This is a genomic window from Bacteroides sp. (assembly GCF_030151085.1).
GTDB lineage: Bacteria > Bacteroidota > Bacteroidia > Bacteroidales > Bacteroidaceae > Bacteroides.
The window spans coordinates 1-17,177 of record NZ_JASLER010000090.1; the positions used below are offsets into that span (position 1 = coordinate 1).

The 17,177-nt window shown below is 42.5% G+C and carries 17 protein-coding genes; 11 read left to right on the forward strand and 6 right to left on the reverse strand.

From position 1 onward, the window contains the following. Nucleotides 1–283: hypothetical protein (locus tag Q1W14_RS18645; protein WP_300704185.1), on the reverse strand; the 283-nt coding region annotated here is incomplete at its 3' end. A gap of 147 nt (nucleotides 284–430) precedes the next feature. On the opposite strand from Q1W14_RS18645, the gene Q1W14_RS18650 reads away from it, so the two are divergent. The 4 genes from Q1W14_RS18650 to gcvP all read left to right on the forward strand — a co-directional run bounded on the left by Q1W14_RS18650 (nucleotide 431) and on the right by gcvP (nucleotide 5,529). Beyond that, a complete protein-coding gene (locus Q1W14_RS18650) occupies nucleotides 431–1,288 on the forward strand; it encodes a DUF3298 and DUF4163 domain-containing protein (protein WP_300704186.1) in 858 nt (285 codons plus the stop codon). A gap of 43 nt (nucleotides 1,289–1,331) precedes the next feature. Then, entirely contained in the window at nucleotides 1,332–1,952 is a 621-nt protein-coding gene (rsmG, locus tag Q1W14_RS18655; RefSeq protein ID WP_300704187.1) for a 16S rRNA (guanine(527)-N(7))-methyltransferase RsmG, read from the forward strand. Nucleotides 1,953–2,013: 61 nt separating this feature from the next. After that, on the forward strand, nucleotides 2,014–2,652 hold the full coding sequence (locus tag Q1W14_RS18660; protein WP_300704188.1) for an MBL fold metallo-hydrolase: 639 nt from the start codon (nucleotides 2,014–2,016) through the stop codon (nucleotides 2,650–2,652). A 30-nt stretch (nucleotides 2,653–2,682) separates the two neighbouring features. After that, on the forward strand, nucleotides 2,683–5,529 hold the full coding sequence (gene gcvP, locus Q1W14_RS18665) for an aminomethyl-transferring glycine dehydrogenase (RefSeq protein ID WP_300704189.1): 2,847 nt from the start codon (nucleotides 2,683–2,685) through the stop codon (nucleotides 5,527–5,529). Nucleotides 5,530–5,759: 230 nt separating this feature from the next. Here the strand turns inward: gcvP and Q1W14_RS18670 are convergent, their stop codons facing one another. Continuing rightward, entirely contained in the window at nucleotides 5,760–7,505 is a 1,746-nt protein-coding gene (locus Q1W14_RS18670) for a thiamine pyrophosphate-dependent enzyme (protein ID WP_300704190.1), read from the reverse strand. Nucleotides 7,506–7,650: 145 nt separating this feature from the next. On the opposite strand from Q1W14_RS18670, the gene Q1W14_RS18675 reads away from it, so the two are divergent. From Q1W14_RS18675 to Q1W14_RS18695, 5 genes are all read left to right on the forward strand, one after another. Beyond that, on the forward strand, nucleotides 7,651–8,304 hold the full coding sequence (locus tag Q1W14_RS18675) for a hemolysin III family protein (RefSeq protein WP_300704191.1): 654 nt from the start codon (nucleotides 7,651–7,653) through the stop codon (nucleotides 8,302–8,304). 132 nt (nucleotides 8,305–8,436) lie between these two features. Next, entirely contained in the window at nucleotides 8,437–9,261 is an 825-nt protein-coding gene (locus Q1W14_RS18680; protein ID WP_300704192.1) for an ATP-binding cassette domain-containing protein, read from the forward strand. A gap of 20 nt (nucleotides 9,262–9,281) precedes the next feature. Beyond that, the gene (locus tag Q1W14_RS18685; RefSeq protein ID WP_300704193.1) at nucleotides 9,282–10,049 is read left to right on the forward strand and encodes a hypothetical protein; all 768 of its coding nucleotides are present in this window, start codon (nucleotides 9,282–9,284) and stop codon (nucleotides 10,047–10,049) included. 3 nt (nucleotides 10,050–10,052) lie between these two features. Further along, on the forward strand, nucleotides 10,053–10,421 hold the full coding sequence (locus Q1W14_RS18690; RefSeq protein ID WP_300704194.1) for a GntR family transcriptional regulator: 369 nt from the start codon (nucleotides 10,053–10,055) through the stop codon (nucleotides 10,419–10,421). A gap of 231 nt (nucleotides 10,422–10,652) precedes the next feature. Beyond that, nucleotides 10,653–12,983, forward strand: coding sequence for a TonB-dependent receptor (locus Q1W14_RS18695; protein WP_300704195.1), 2,331 nt, complete (start codon nucleotides 10,653–10,655; stop codon nucleotides 12,981–12,983). 152 nt (nucleotides 12,984–13,135) lie between these two features. Here the strand turns inward: Q1W14_RS18695 and Q1W14_RS18700 are convergent, their stop codons facing one another. Beyond that, the gene (locus tag Q1W14_RS18700; RefSeq protein WP_300704196.1) at nucleotides 13,136–14,260 is read right to left on the reverse strand and encodes an HpaII family restriction endonuclease; all 1,125 of its coding nucleotides are present in this window, start codon (nucleotides 14,258–14,260) and stop codon (nucleotides 13,136–13,138) included. Nucleotides 14,261–14,383: 123 nt separating this feature from the next. Between Q1W14_RS18700 and Q1W14_RS18705 the strand changes: the two genes are divergently transcribed. Next, nucleotides 14,384–14,602, forward strand: coding sequence for a CDGSH iron-sulfur domain-containing protein (locus tag Q1W14_RS18705; protein ID WP_294589836.1), 219 nt, complete (start codon nucleotides 14,384–14,386; stop codon nucleotides 14,600–14,602). A gap of 20 nt (nucleotides 14,603–14,622) precedes the next feature. On the opposite strand, the gene Q1W14_RS18710 is transcribed toward Q1W14_RS18705, so the two are convergent. Continuing rightward, entirely contained in the window at nucleotides 14,623–15,225 is a 603-nt protein-coding gene (locus tag Q1W14_RS18710; protein WP_300704197.1) for a YigZ family protein, read from the reverse strand. Between the two features lie 95 nt (nucleotides 15,226–15,320). On the opposite strand from Q1W14_RS18710, the gene Q1W14_RS18715 reads away from it, so the two are divergent. After that, complete coding sequence (locus Q1W14_RS18715) at nucleotides 15,321–16,478, forward strand: glycerate kinase (protein WP_300704198.1); 1,158 nt, start codon at nucleotides 15,321–15,323, stop codon at nucleotides 16,476–16,478. On the opposite strand, the gene Q1W14_RS18720 is transcribed toward Q1W14_RS18715, so the two are convergent. Continuing rightward, nucleotides 16,475–16,669, reverse strand: a complete 195-nt coding sequence (locus Q1W14_RS18720) for a hypothetical protein (protein WP_300704199.1) — start codon at nucleotides 16,667–16,669, stop codon at nucleotides 16,475–16,477. The genes Q1W14_RS18715 and Q1W14_RS18720 overlap by 4 nt on opposite strands. A 57-nt stretch (nucleotides 16,670–16,726) precedes the next feature. After that, entirely contained in the window at nucleotides 16,727–17,128 is a 402-nt protein-coding gene (locus tag Q1W14_RS18725; RefSeq protein ID WP_300704200.1) for an FKBP-type peptidyl-prolyl cis-trans isomerase, read from the reverse strand. Nucleotides 17,129–17,177 lie beyond the last annotated feature (49 nt).

Sequence of the window (17,177 nt, forward strand, 5' to 3'; positions counted from 1 at the left end):
GAGGCAACTGCTGGCAAACCAACGTAAAGTAAGGCAGTATGGATAGTGTGTCTTGCGCATACTTTACCAAATCTACCTTATAATGAATAGCCGTACAACCAACATCCTTACAACTCTCTTGCGAAGCATGATGAGACTTATCACATTTGTCACAACCGGTAGAACAACAACTTTGCGTCGTTTCGCATCCGGCACAGCAATAATGCATAATAGAAACCCCTACTCCACTTATAATAATAAGGGAGGAAAACAGGATAGCAAGTATGTAGCGGAGTTTCTTCATGTCATTTTAAACAAACGCAAAGATAGAATGTTTTAACCGTCCCACGCAATTATTTTTTCTTTTTTTATGCGTGCAGTTCGTTAATTAGTTCTATATTTGTCGATAAAGATTTTTCATTAATATGATGATTTATAAACAAAATTCGATATGAAAAAGCAAACTGTCAGCTTACTTGTCCTTCTGCTTGCGACAAGTGGCTTTTTCTTTTCTTGCGGTAACACCATGAACAAAAATACCGGAGCGTTGGAGTTTGATAGCATACAAGTGAATGAAACAGCCCATCTCTTTGGAGATACCGCCAAACCGGCATGTAACCTTGTCATCAACTTTACGTATGCTACCCAATCATCCGACGTAAAATTGAAAGATAGTTTGAACACTTTCTTCCTTTCTGCCTGCTTCGGCGAAAAGTACCTTACGATGAAGCCTGAGGAAGCCGTAAAAAAATATGCCGAAAAGTACGTCAGTGATTATCTCAAAGATTTGGAACCGATGTACCAAAAGGATGAACAGGAGAAAGAAGATGACGCTACCATGGAAGCATGGTATTCTTATTATAAAGGAATCGAAGGCCATGTTCAGCTATATCTCAAAAATCTGCTCATTTACCGCATAAACTATAACGAATATACCGGTGGTGCTCATGGCATTTATATGGCAACCTATCTCAATATGGATTTGCGGACACTTAGCCCCATTCGGCTGGACGACTTGTTCATAAGCGACTATAATGAATCTTTGACCGATTTATTATGGAACCAATTAATGGCTGACAACAAAGTAACCACCCGTCAGGAATTGGAAGATATGGGATATGCCACTACCGGCGATCTGGAACCTACCGAAAACTTCTACCTCAGCAAAGAAGGTATCACTTTCTATTATAATGTTTATGAAATTGCTCCTTACGTAATGGGTCCTATTAAAATTACCCTGCCGTATGATGTAATGCAGCACTTGCTGAGTGACGACTGCATGGTACTTAATGAAGTACGCAACTCATAAATTGTAATTCGTAATTTATAATTCGTAATTTGTAATCAACCACATGGAACTTATTCTAAAATATTTCCCGGATCTGACGGAGGAACAGCAAAAGCAGTTCGCTGCACTCTATGACCTCTATCTGGACTGGAACTCTAAAATAAACGTTATTTCGCGTAAGGATATTGAAAATCTGTACGAACACCACGTACTACACTCTTTGGGAATAGCCAAAGTCATCAACTTTAAACCGGGTACAAAGATTATGGATCTCGGCACAGGAGGTGGCTTTCCGGGCATTCCGTTAGCTATACTCTTTCCCGAAGTCAGTTTCCACTTGGTAGACAGCATAGGCAAAAAGGTAAGAGTAGCCACTGAAGTAGCCAACAGTATCGGACTAAAAAACGTCACCTTCCGTCATGCACGTGCCGAAGAAGAAAAGCAGCTATTCGATTTTGTTGTAAGTCGCGCAGTGATGCCACTGACCGACTTATTAAAGATAATCCGCAAGAATATCACTCCCAAGCAACAAAACTCCATACCCAACGGGCTGATTTGCCTGAAGGGCGGCGAATTGGAACATGAAGCCATGCCTTTCAAGAACAAGACTACGATGTGGGATTTAAAGGATATTTTCGAGGAAGAATTCTTCAAAACCAAGAAAGTAGTCTACGTTGCTAGTTGAGAGGTAAAAGTTGAGAGTTGAAAGGTGATAAGTCATAAATCTGAAATCATAATTCTATAGCATGAAGATAAAGAGATTTGAATTTAATATGTTCCCAGAGAACTGTTACGTACTTTGGGACGAAACAAACGAAGCAGCCGTTATCGATCCTGGTTGTTTCTATGAAGAAGAGAAGCTAGCGTTGAAGAACTTTATTATCAATAATGAGCTGAACGTAAAGCATCTGTTGAATACGCATTTGCATTTGGATCATATCTTCGGAAATCCTTTTATGCTGAAGGAGTTCGGTTTAAAAGCGGAAGCCAATCAGGCAGATGAGTTTTGGATCGATGAAGCACCCAAGCAGAGCCGTATGTATGGTTTCCAGTTGCAAGAGGCTCCTGTACCATTGGGCACCTACTTGCATGATGGGGACATTATTACTTTTGGCAATACTAGTCTGGAAGCCATCCACGTGCCCGGGCATTCTCCGGGAAGTTTGGTATTTTATTGTGCCGCAGACCACTGCATGTTCTCCGGCGACGTATTATTCCAGGGAAGCATAGGACGTGCCGACCTCACCGGAGGAAACTTCGATGAACTGATAGAACATATTTGCAGCCGTCTGTTCATATTGCCCAATGACACGATTGTCTACCCGGGACATGGAGCACCGACTACGATTGGAATAGAGAAGGCGGAGAACCCGTTTTTTCGTTAGAACCAAAAAATCACTTAAATATTTACCAATATGAGAAACGATATTTTTGCAAACCGCCACATTGGCATCAGTGCAAAGGATGAGGAACAGATGCTCCGCAAAATCGGAGTGAAAAGTCTGGACGAGTTGATCGACAAGACCATTCCTGCAAACATCCGTTTGAAAGAGCCGTTGGCTTTACCCAAAGCTATGACGGAATATGAGTTCGGGCAACATATAGCCGGACTGGCTGCCAAGAACAAACTCTACACTACTTACATCGGTATGGGTTGGTACAATACCATCACTCCTGCCGTTATCCAACGGAATGTATTCGAGAATCCTGTATGGTACACCTCCTATACTCCTTATCAGGCGGAAGTTTCGCAAGGACGCCTGGAAGCACTTATGAATTTTCAGACTGCCGTATGCGACCTTACCGCTATGCCACTTGCTAATTGCTCCTTGTTGGATGAGGCTACCGCTGCCGCTGAAGCTGTAGCGATGATGTATAGTCTCCGCCCGCGTGATATGCAGAAGTCGGGAGCTAACGTGGTATTCGTGGATGAAAATATCTTCCCGCAGACATTGGCAGTAATGACTACCCGTGCTATTCCACAAGGCATCGAGCTACGTACCGGCAAATTTGAAGAAATGGAGTTCACTCCGGATGTATTCGCCTGCATATTGCAGTACCCCAATGCCAGCGGAAACGTGGAAGACTTCCGTGCTTTCGTAGAAAAAGCGCATGATGCTAATTGCAAAGTAGCTGTTGCCACCGATATATTAAGCCTTGCCTTACTCACTCCTCCGGGAGAATGGGGAGCGGATATTGTATTCGGCACCACACAAAGATTCGGTACGCCAATGTTCTATGGAGGTCCGTCAGCCGCATTCTTCGCTGCCCGCGATGAGTATAAACGTAATATGCCGGGACGTATCATAGGATGGTCCAAGGACAAATACGACAAGATGTGTTACCGCATGGCTCTGCAAACCCGCGAACAACACATCAAGCGCGAAAAGGCAACCTCCAATATCTGTACTTCACAAGCCTTACTGGCTACAATGGCAGGCTTCTACGCCGTATATCACGGACCGGAAGGTATTCGTGCCATTGCCGAACGTATTCACAGCATTGCCGCTTATCTGGAAAAGACCATTAATAAGTTGGGTTATAAACAAATCAACAAGCAATACTTCGGTACTCTCCGCTTTGCGCTGCCCGATACGGTATCGGCACAACAAATCCGTACCATAGCTTTGAGCAAAGAAGTAAACTTGCGCTACTTTAAGAATGGAGATGTAGGCATGAGTATTGATGAGACTACCGATGTAGCTGCTGTTAATGTATTGCTTTCTATCTTTGCCATTGCTGCCGGACAAGATTATACCAAAACGAATGAAATCCCCGATTGCTGCACTTTACCGAAAGCTTTAAAACGTGAAAGTGCTTATCTGACACACGAGGTGTTCAATAAGTACCATACGGAAACAGAGATGATGCGTTATATCAAGCGTCTGGACCGCAAGGACATTTCGCTGGCCCACTCCATGATTTCACTCGGTTCGTGTACCATGAAATTGAATGCAGCAGCCGAAATGCTTCCCCTCAGTCGTCCCGAATTTACGAGCATACATCCGCTGGTTCCGGAAGACCAGGCTGAAGGCTACCGCGAACTGATTCGTAACCTGAGTGAAGAGCTGAAAACAATTACAGGATTTGCAGGTGTCAGCTTGCAACCCAATTCCGGTGCAGCCGGTGAATATGCAGGTTTACGTGTCATTCGTGCTTACTTAGAAAGCATCGGACAAGGACATCGTAGTAAGGTTCTGATACCTGCTTCGGCACATGGAACCAACCCGGCTTCGGCTATTCAAGCCGGATTTACAACTGTGATCTGCGCTTGCGACGATCATGGAAATGTAGATATGGATGACCTTCGTGCCAAAGCTGAAGAGAATAAAGAGGATCTCGCCGCATTGATGATTACATATCCTTCTACACATGGTATCTTTGAAACTGAAATTGTAGAAATCTGTGATATTATCCATGCTTGTGGTGCACAAGTCTATATGGATGGTGCCAATATGAATGCACAAGTTGGTTTGACCAATCCCGGCTTTATCGGTGCAGATGTTTGCCACTTGAACTTGCATAAAACGTTTGCCATACCTCACGGTGGTGGTGGTCCCGGTGTTGGTCCTATCTGCGTAGCTGAGCATTTGGTTCCGTTCTTACCGGGACACGGTCTGTTCGGCAACTCTACCAATGAAGTATCTGCTGCTCCGTTTGGAAGTGCAGGTGTTCTGCCCATTACTTACGGTTACATCCGCATGATGGGAAGTGAAGGGCTGACACGTGCCACCAAGATTGCGATATTGAATGCCAATTACATGGCTAGCTATTTCAACGAAACGTATGGCATCGTTTATAGAGGAGCCAATGGTTTTGTAGGTCATGAAATGATCTTGGAATGCCGCAAAGTCTTCGAAGAAACAGGTATCAACGAAGGAGACATTGCCAAACGTCTGATGGACTACGGTTATCATGCTCCTACCCTCTCCTTCCCCGTACATGGCACTTTAATGATAGAACCTACGGAAAGTGAAAGCCTTGCTGAATTGGATAACTTCATTACTGTAATGCTTACTATCTGGCAAGAGATTCAGGAAGTGAAAGAAGGTAAAGCAAGTAAGGAAGACAATGTGCTGATAAATGCTCCGCATCCCGAATATGAAGTAGTTGCTAACGAATGGAACCATAGCTACTCTCGCGAAAAAGCCGCTTATCCCATTGAAAGCGTACGCGAAAACAAGTTCTGGGTGAACGTGGCACGCATTGATAACACGTTGGGTGACCGTAAATTGCTGCCTACGTGCTACGGGTGCTTCTAAAACGATCATAACTCTTATCATTATATTCCCCCGGTCTCCCCGGGGGAATATTTGTAAAAGGAAGAATATAACAATATGAAAAACACTCATCCCCTACTCCTCTTGGCAGCCCTCTGCCTACTATTACCCTCCTGCCGGAATGCCAACTGCAATAACAGCACTCTTTCGTGCTGAAAAAATAAATACTAAGAATAAAGCATAATGAACAAACCTATAGATATACTCAAACGCTATGGTATAACAATATGTTTGATATTCGATTCCACTGTATCAATCACCTCCTGAGACCGCCCCATTATCATCAGTTTGGACATAGACTTGGTAAATCCGACCATTTGTTCAAATTCAACTTTCGGAGGCATGGCAAGTGCATTGGGATCAGTCAATACGTTCACTAATATCGGACCCTCGGTAAGCGATATTTCCCGCAAGGCAACCTCCATTTCATCCGGATGCCCCACCGTAAGTCCACGCATTCCCATAGCACGGGCTATCATGGCAAAATCGGGATTGTACATATCCGTCTGCCAGTCTGGTAAACCTGCTACTTCCATTTCTAATTTTACCATGCCCAAAGCCCGATTATTGAATACGATAATTTTAATCGGAAGTTTATACTGGGCAACAGTCGCCAAATCGCCCATGCACATTGACAAACCGCCATCTCCACACAATGCCCATACCTGCCTTTCGGAACAAGCCAAAGCTGCACCTATCGATTGTGGAAGTGCATTGGCCATAGAACCATGATTGAACGATCCTAACATAGAACGCCCGGCCGTAGCCGCCAGATAGCGAGCTGCCCAGACACAAGTCATGCCTGTATCTACCGTAAAGATAGCGTCTTGTGTAGCCCATTGGCTAATCTCCGACATCACATATTCAGGATGAATCTTCCCCTCACTACCTTTATCGAGAACATATTCTGAGAGAGCTTTACATACTTTTTCATAAATCTTCAATTGCCGATGAAGGAAACTGTCATCGGTCTTCTTTACCAATAAAGGCAATAATGCCTGCAATGTCAACTTCACATCTCCGCATAGCCCTTGGGTTACCTTAGCCCTTCTTCCCAAGCGTTCGGCATTGATATCTATCTGCACTATCTTACTATTTTTAGGCAGAAAAGCAGAATACGGGAAATCAGTACCAAGCATCACCAATATCTCAGCTTCATGCATACTGATATAACCCGACGGAACACCAAGCAAACCCGTCATGCCCACCTTATAAGGATTATCATATTCCACCTCCATCTTTCCACGGAATGTATATGCAACAGGAGCCTTCAATATATTGGCAAGTTCAATGACCTCCGTATGGGCACCTTCACATCCAATGCCACAAAACAAAGTTATCTTATTAGAACCATTCAGCAATCCTGCCAGTTCTGTCAATTCTTCGGGTGAAGGCACAATCTGTGATTCTATACGGTAATTATCCTCAGAAGAATCTACTTCAGCAACAGGAGAAGCAGCTAAATCACCGGGCAAGCCTATTACTCCTACCCCTCTTCTGGATATCGCATTCTGTATAGCCGAATGTAGCATGCGGGGGAATTGTTGAGCCGTTTCCGCTACTTCATTATAGTAACTGCATCCATCAAAAAGATGAATGGGATGAGTTTCCTGAAAATAGTCCGTACCGAATTGCGAGGTAGGAATTGTAGAAGCGATAGCCAACACCGAAGCACCCGAACGATGGGCATCGTATAATCCGTTGACAAGATGTACATGTCCCGGACCGCTACTACCGGCACAACATCCCAGTTTACCTGTTAGTTGGGCTTCAGCACCGGCAGCGTATGCTCCGGTTTCTTCATGTCGGACATGTATCCATTCTAAATTACCATTCTGTCTTACGGCATTATTTACTTCATTCAAACTATCGCCAGTAATAGCGTAAATGCGTTTTACACCGGCATTCACCAATGTTTCGACCAACTGTTTTGCTACTTTTTTTGTTGCCATATCCATTCATAGTTAGGAGTTAGGAAAGAACAACACGCAGTAGTATGAAAAGTTTGAGCATAAATATCAAACTATCTTAATGACTGAATTCTACCCTTTTTTTCTACTTTTTGCTTACCTTTGCAGTTGCGATTCTAAAATCAGTAACCAGATGAACAGAAAACGAAACGGACTATTCTATACTAAAAGAGAAGAACAATTCAATGCCATTTCTCATGGTCTTGGCTTTGGGATGGGATTAATCGTATGTACACTATTCTTCGTAAACTGCTATCAAAACGAAGACTTTTGGGGGGCTTTCGGTGTTTGTCTTTACTTCTTCGGAATGGGCGGTTCGTACCTCGCTTCTACTCTCTATCATACACAAAAACATCATAATCCGTGGAAGAAGCGATTGCGCCAGTGGGATCATGCAGCCATATATTGGCACATTGCAGGCAGCTTTTCACCCGTCACGCTCACCGTGCTCCGTGATGTAGGAGTTTGGGGATGGGGATTGTTCTGCTTCAGTTGGTTATGTGCCATTGCGGGTACCATAGTGAGCTTCCGTGAAATGGAGGAACATAGCTATGTGGAAACGGTCTGCTTTATTGTTATGGGTTTATCTATACTGGTTGCCTTCAAACCTTTATTTAATGTTGCACCCATTGCCTGCTATTGGATTATAGCCGAAGGCGTATGCTACATTACAGGAGCAATTTTCTTTTCTATACGGAACATACGATATACACATTCCGTATTCCACATCTTTGTATTGGGTGGGTCGGTTTGTCATATAGTAGCTTTGTGGCATATACTGATGTAGATTGAGCCACTACAAGAATTGCTTACAGGTAGATTTGCTAAAAAACATTAATCTTTTCCTACTTTCCTTGTATCTTTCTTTTTCTTCTTTTACGTTTGCAGTGTTGTACATCAGTGCAACACTAAGCAAATTATGATAAAGATAGAAAACGTAAGCTACGGTTATAAGTCTAAGTATCCTATTTTCAACAGTATATCTCTTGAAATAGGTACTGGAATTTATGGACTTCTAGGAGAAAACGGTATAGGAAAATCAACATTGATACATCTACTTTGCGGACTACTTTTCCCGTGGAAAGGTGAATGCATCCTAAACGGAAAAAACACAGCAGAGCGAAAGCCCGAAGTCCTGAGTAATTACTTCTTTCTGCCCGAAGAAATGCAGATACCGGACAAGAGCATCCGTAAATTTGCCGCCACACATTCTGTATTCTATCCTCGTTTCAACAGAAAAGAATTCGAGCAGAACCTGGAAGAACTACTGATTGACGGAGATCAGAAACTCACCACTGTTTCTTTCGGTCAGCAGAAGAAAGCCATGCTTGCCTATGCCCTCGCCTTGCATACTCCGCTCACCATTCTCGATGAACCGACCAATGGACTGGATATCACTGCCTGCCAAAGTCTGAAACGTATTATCAGCCGCAGTGCAGACGATGACGGTACACTGCTTATCTCTACCCATCAGGCACATTATATAGAAAATCTACTCGACCACCTGATTATCTTGGGAAAAGGCGAAATACTTCTGAACCGCTCGCTGGATGAAATTAGTTCCCGGTTGCTGTTTGTCCACACCAGCCAACTGCCCGAAGAATGCATTTACAGCGAACAAGATTTGTCGGGTTACTTCTCCATCTTGCCCAATGAAGAGGAAGAAGAGAACACACCTGACATCGAACTATTATACAAAGCCGTGATGCAACAACCCGGCAAGATAAAAGAATTATTCAAATAGGAACTCAACAAACTAAGTAAATGAACGCAACTCTCAATCTGAAACGCTTCCTTTTGCTGGAACAATACAACCTGCAAGAAACCTGCAAGCATCTGCTATGGAGTGCTTGTATAGTCTTTAGCATCTGCCTGTTATGTATATTGTTCGACCTCAATCACGGGGCAGCCTATTTAAGCAAACAATCATCTGCCACCAGCTTTGTGAAATATACCATTTGGTTTCTCCTCATTGCTCCCTGCTTGTTGGAATCAAACCTCACTAAGCGCAATTCCACCCTCTATATACTACTGCCAGCCTCAGTATTTGAAAAGTTCCTGCACATCTGGATAAAATACCTGTTACTGCTTCCTGCTTTCTGTGCCCTACTGATACTCTGTTTAAAAGGTTTGTTTTCATTAACCGACATCACTTATTTAAAGATTTTCTCTAGAGATATCGCATCCTATATAATATCCAAAGACTATATAATAACCTTTAGTATTCTGCAAGCTACTTTCTTCATCGGATACTTCGGCTTTAAACGGCAGTTGCTACTGAAAAGTTTAGCAATATCAGTTGCCATTTTCTCAATCTGTATGGGAATCATATTGCTAATAATAACTTTAATGCCCGAAAATGCACCGGAAGGTTATTGGGTGGACAACTTAGGCACTTGGCCACGTACCAACTATCCTCTGTCAGCCACTACACTGGCTATTGTGAACTTCTGTAACTATGCAGTTCCTATCTGCTTTGTACTCGGCTCATGGATATCAAGCTACTTCCTGTTAAAGGAAAAACAACTATAAGCTATGGATTTCAAGGCCAACAAACCGATATACCAGCAAATTGTTGATTTCTGTTTCAGCAAGATACTCACCCGCGAATGGCATGCGGAAGAGCGAGTTGTCTCGGTCAGAGAGCTATCTGCACAACTCGCGGTAAACTCGCGTACTGTACTGAAAGCTTACGAATACCTACAAGCAGAAAATATCATCTATCCTGAACGAGGCATGGGTTTCTATCTCTCAAAGGATGCCGTGAAAAAGGTGATGAAGATACAGAAGAAAGAGTTTTTTGATAATCAACTTGCTGATACCTTCCGGCATATGGAGCTACTCGGTATCAGCATAGACGAAATAATAGAACGATATAATAATCTTAAAAAAAACAGTTCATGAAGAGATATGCAAAGATTGCGCTATGGATAACCTTCGGACTCCTCTTTGGGCTTATTATTGTAAAAGTAGTTACACTGATGTACAATATTAATTCCTTCGTACAGTCATAGTATTCATCGCATAGCCGAAGAAAGAGTAAACATCTGAAATACAACACATAGAATCTTCCCCTACAGGGAGGAGTAACCTTTACATCCCTACAACAATAATAATATACTAATACGAATAAATATGAAAACAAAACTTTTTTTACTACTGGTGTTCTTCTCCGTACTCAGTACGAAGGCTCAAACGCTATCCATAAAAGGACGTGTTACAGATGCCTCTCAAGAAGCAATCATAGCCGCTAATGTATCTTTGTGGGCAACAGATTCTACCCTGGTTACGGGAGTAACTTCGGACGCACAAGGTAAATTTGCCCTTCACAAAATAAAACAAGGCAATTATCGATTATCCGTCTCTTTCATTGGCTACCGGAGTGAAATCCTTCTGTTGAATCTGAATAAGAATATCGACTTGGGAGATATCGCCCTTCAGGAAGATGCAGTAAGTTTAGGAGAAGTCACAGTGTCGGCAAGTAATGTACTGCAACGAGTCGACAGACAAATAATATTGCCTTCGGAAAGTCAACTGAAACGCTCTTTCGGTGCATACGACCTATTGGACAATCTGGGAATTGCCCGCCTCCAGGTGGATAAATTCACCAATAACATGAGTATCAGCGGCGGTGGAACTGTACAAACCCGTGTCAACGGTATCAAAGTAACAGATAAAGAACTGGCTGCCATAAGAGCGAAAGATATTTTACGTGTGGAGTTCATTGAAGATCCCGGAAAACAATATGGTGATGAAGAATTGGGTGCTGTTGTCAATATCATCCTAAAACGCCGTGAGACAGGAGGTATTGTGAACTTTCAATTTTCAGATTCACCCCATACACTTTGGGGAGAGAATTTCCTGGCTGCGAAATTCAATTATAAAAACTCTGAATGGGGAATTGATTTTTTCAATAAAAACGGAAAATATCATAGTCGCTTAGAATCTCAGGAGACCTTCTTTCTGGGAGACCGTACCATAGACCGGATCAAAGAAGGTATTCAAGATGAATCGACTACACTTAGCTTGATTAATAATCTGAACCTTACCTACAACTTAACCAAACCAGAAAAGTATGTATTCAATGCAATCTTCCGGAACAACATCAACAACGCGCCTTATCAAAACGAACTGAACAAGATGTGGGCGGTAGGAAGCAGTGAATCCATCTTCTCCTATACCCATAATCATACATCCAGTTATTCTCCGGCACTTGACCTTTACTTCCAGCACACCCTGCCTCACCAGCAAAGCATACAACTAAACGTAACAGGAACATTGATACATACCAAAAACAACCGGAAATATAAAGAATACCAAAAAGAAAGCGAACCGCTGGCAGACATCCTGACACTTGTGGATGGTGACAAACAATCGGTCATTGGTGAAGCCATCTACGATAAGAGTTTCAATGATGTGAAATTAAGTGGTGGCGTCCGTCATTACCAGATGAGAACAGAGAATGAATACAAAGGTTCGAATCCCACCATATCTAAAATGGATCAGACACAAACATCTGCCTTTTTCGAAGTGCAAGGCAAAGTGAAAGATTTCAGTTATGCAGGCAGTGTGGGCATGACGCGTGCCTGGTTCAAAGAAGGAGATGAGGATCATACCTACTATACCTTTACCCCTACCGTACGATTGAGTTATAACTTGAAGAAAGCAGGTTTCTTGCGCTATCGTTTCAATATCAGTCCGGCCATACCGTCTTTGGGGGCGCTGACGGATGTGGAGCAGGCAATAGATACTCTGCAAATAGTACGAGGTAATCCGCTGCTGAAAACTTACCAACAGTTCACGAATTCTTTGTCTTACAGCTACTCGAAGAAGAAGTTCAATGCTAATCTGAGCATACGTCACCAATACTATGACAATCCCATCATGGAGAGTGTATTCGTAGAAAACAGCAAGCTGATATTGATGGACGAAAATCAGAAGTCCTATCAAAGTCTTAATGGGGAGTTGATGATCGGAACCAACGGAGCCAACCTTTTCGGTCTGAAAGATTTTCTGACGCTCTATGCCTCAGTAGGCTGTACCCGCACTTGGTCGGAAGGTTTGCAATATAGCCATACATACAACGACTTTTACTACAATTTGATGGTACAACTGCAATATAAAAATGTCTCTTTAGGAGGACAATTCCGTAAAGTACAAAATTATCTGTACGGTGAAACCATCAAGAAAAGTGAGAATCAAACAGTACTTATGGCAATGTATACCAAACAGAATTTTCAGGCAGGACTGGGAGTAATGTTCCCATTTACCAACAACTATAAAGTAGGAAAAGAAAGAATCAGTTCAGTTGCTCCTTTCCGATCGGAAACATTTGTAAGAGAGACGGGGCAAATGTTCGTGCTCCGTGTTGGCTATACGTTTGAATTCGGTCGCAAACACAAAGCAGGTAACAAGACACTGGACAACAGCGATACAGATAGCGGTATTATCAATTTGCAGAAATAAGATTGCAGTTATTCCACTCTGTGAAGAGTGCCCCGAGGGAGAAGGTGCAGAATTATACAGATTGACTCATGTATGATTAATTACCTATATGGCACCTCCCTTCGGGTATTTAGTACTTAACGATCAATACCGTACCTTCCGCAAACTACTTCTCATCGTTTTATCAATCCTATCTTTACATTCAATTTAAAGTAATAAACTCCATTTTCACGTTCCAGAAAACCGTACTTATCTTTATCTACAGAACTTTTCTCGAAGCGGGTATTTAGGAAAAGGAAGTCGGCAAAAGTTCGGCGCTCGGATTGGTGATAACAAAGTACTTCACCGTTAGTATCTGTAAGGAACATGCCTTCTACGGCAGAGTCCGTACCATTATATATCTTTGCAGGTCGCATGCCAAGGGCAAGCGCCAAAAGGAACTGTTTCATTTTAAACTCATAGAAGCCATGCTTATTTATCAGTTCGTCTTTTATTTTCAGAATATTCATCTCTTTGATACGCTCCGTCAGTTCGCTGACACGAGTTGTTCCATCCAAATGCATGATGCGTACCATCTCTGCCAACATACGGGGGAAGTGAAGGTCTACCATCAATAGATTACTGCGAAATACACGGTCGGCTACATCAGAGTATTTCAAAACACCTCCTAAACGTTCTATCATCATCATGCGCTCAGCAACTTCCGTAGGAGATTCCGGCAGAGCATTTACTTTATTGACAGTGGGAACAGCAAATTTGACACCACTTTGTTCCAGTTTCAGATTGGCCGTACGACCACCATCCAGTAAAGGATTCATAGGACTAAGACGGCAACGGACATTGAAGCCCGTCAACGGAGCGTCAGAGTGCCAAAAAGCAACAGAGAAATCGGTACGATCTTCAGTTTTAGCTTCGAGGTCGAAGATGTTGACTGCATCGAGAAAAGCCTCCAAACCTTCGGATATTTCGATTTCCTCACCGGGGATGTTCTTTAAATGATGGAAGACAATCTCTGCGGCAGCAGCAAAATCTTCTCGGGGAATGGATAGCGGTTCCTTTTCCGATGGTAGGAAAGCACCATTCTTTTCCGTCGTACCGCTGAGAATACGCACTTCTTCTTCGTTTATGTAATAACGGCGTGTATCGTCATGTTCTTCTCTCTGTATCAGCGCAATGGGCCAACACTTTGTTTCATCCTTCTGAGCTTTCGGTGTGCCCAAAGAAACTTTTCCATCTGCCAACAGGCGGAAGAACGTATAGAGTTCACCCAATTCACGTTTGGTCGCTTCAAATGCCATATCTACTTGAATTTTTATTAAATGCGCACAAAGATAAGTAAATCCATACAAAAGAAAGGGAATTGATAAACTATTTCCATAAGGGTCTGTTTAAACAAATAAGTAAAATTCAACACTCGTATTATGGAAAATGAAGATAATGTAGTAGCTATTGCAGCTACACCAAATGGTCCCTTTATAGTAGAAGGTAAATTCAAGTTGATAAACAGAGAAGGAAAGACGGAAATAAAAAAAGGCAGAATTGCCTTATGCCGATGTGGACGTTCCTATAAACAACCATTTTGTGATGGCACTCACCGAAAAATATACTTCAGTGATTTATCTCTGAAAGAAACTGAATAATCTTCTTGATATATGAGACTTTACGCTTCCTCAAAACGTAAAGTCTCTACTTTTTCCAAACGTGCTTGCAATTTGGGCATCATTGACTTTCGAATGCGAAGTGTCATCCGGCAATCCATATCGTAGGATTGTTCCAACATTTCCGGTTCTTCTTCTTTAACAATACGCATTACATCGTTCATAAAAGGATATTCAAAAAGTACGGTAACAGTTTCGTCAACCGTCTTTTCTATAATATCGGCAGCAGCAATAGCCTCAGCGGCAGCAGCTTTATAGGCAACAATCAGTCCGCTTGTACCTAGTTTGATACCTCCGAAGTAACGGACTACAATGATCAGAATATCCGTCAGTTCATTGGAATTGATTTGTCCCAGAATGGGCTTTCCTGCCGTACCGGAAGGTTCTCCGTTATCATTGGCACGAAAGTCTTTGCGCTCGTGTCCCAGCATATAGGCATAGCATGCATGGCGCGCATCGTAATATTTCTTCTGATAAGTTTCCAGGTGCGCTTTTATCTCTTCTACCGTACGCACCGGCAAAGCGATAGCGATAAACTTGCTACGCTTCTCTGTATAAATGCCCTCGGAAGGGGCAGCAATGGTTTTATACATATCTTCGCTCATGCAGCAAAGATATAAAATTATTTTAGGTTCGTCCGGCAAATAAATGGTTCCTATATATTTTGTGCATATCTTTGCCTGAGAATAAGTTTTGTTATATGAAGAAGATCGTAATTGCCATAGACTCCTTTAAAGGATGCCTCACCTCCCTTGAAGCCGGAAAAGCTGCCGAAAAAGGAGTTCATGCCACCTGCCGCGGATGTAAAACAATCGTCCTGCCAGTAGCAGACGGTGGTGAAGGTATGCTGGATGTACTGATATCAGCAACCAATGGAAAATATAGGGTGATTGCTGCACATGATCCTTTAATGGTAATGCAAGATGCCCGTTATGGAATCTCCGGTGATGGCCGTACTGCTCTTATAGAGATGGCTGCTATCAGCGGACTGCCTCTAGTTCCGGCAGACCGGCGCAACCCTATGCTGACTACTACATACGGAACAGGAGAACTCATACTGGATGCTTTGGAACTTGGTTGCCGTAATTTTATTATAGGGTTGGGAGGTAGTGCTACCAATGATGCCGGATTGGGCATGTTGCAAGCATTAGGCTACCAATTTCTGAACAAAGACGGAGAAAAGATAGGATGTATCGAAAGAAAAATTCCGATGAACGGAGCATCCATGTCCGATGTTGCTTCCATTGATTCTTCTAATATCCATCCCGCAATAAGGGAATCACGGTTTATGGCAGCTTGTGATGTACAAAACCCTTTCTATGGTAAAGATGGTGCGGCATTTATCTTTGCTCCACAAAAGGGAGCGGATCAGGAAATGGTGCTGAGACTGGATTCTGCAATGCAACAACTCGCCGAAGTTATACGTAAACATACCGGGAAGGATATATCCCTTCACCAAGGTGCAGGTGCAGCAGGCGGTATGGGTGGCAGTTTATTAGCTTTTTTAAATGCTGAACTTAAACCCGGTATTCAATTACTATTAGATACCCTTCATTTCTCGGAAAAGATAAAGGATGCCGATCTTATTATTACCGGAGAAGGAAAGTCTGACCGACAATCCTTAATGGGAAAAGTACCTTGGGGCATATTGGAAGAAGCTCGGAAACAAAAGATTCCTGTTATACTCTTGTCCGGCAGTATAGAAGATGTGCATGAATTGAATAATGCAGGATTTCAGGGGGTATTTTCCATTACCCCCTCTCCCATTTCATTAAAACAAGCTATGATACCTACGGTTGCCAAAGCAAACATCAGAAGAACTGCCGAACAGATTTGCCGGATTATTCAATACGATTAACCTCTGCTCTCCATGCTACTCATATCAGGATTCAAGATCTTGACGACTTGACGAATCTCTTTCTGATTTGCTTTGCTGTACAATCCGATCTGTTGTCCCGGAACAAGACCTTTTTCATTAGCCTGTGGCTTGACAGACTGAGGTGATGCCTCCTGAGTATTCACCTTCTTTTCATTCTTCTCTGTTTTCATACCTATTGAATTTTAGTTTCTGCTATGCTAACAAGGGAAGAAGAAATATTGTTCACTTTAGGCAATACTCAATAATTGCACCTCAAATATTAAAGTTGAATAGGCTGGAATGGGACCACTAGTACGTGTGCCATATCCCACAGTATAAGGAATATAGACAATCCAATGATCTCCTGTATGCATCTGCTGCAAAGCAATCTGCCATCCTTCAATCACTTCATTCAAACGGAAGGCTTCCGGACAATTCCTTTTCCAGGAATTATCAAACTCACGCCCATTGATCAATGTTCCTTTGTAATGTACAGAAACGATGCTATTAAGACGAGGTGTATTATTTCCTTGTCCCATCTCCAATACCCGATAAAGTACACCGGCTGCCAATTCTTTGATATCTTGTTCTGAACGTAATGCTTCCAAAAACTGCTCGTTCTGCTTTTTATATTCTTCTTTGCGACTCATTGTTTACTGTTTTTCTAATTTCTGAAACAAAGGTCGGTATTTTCTTTCA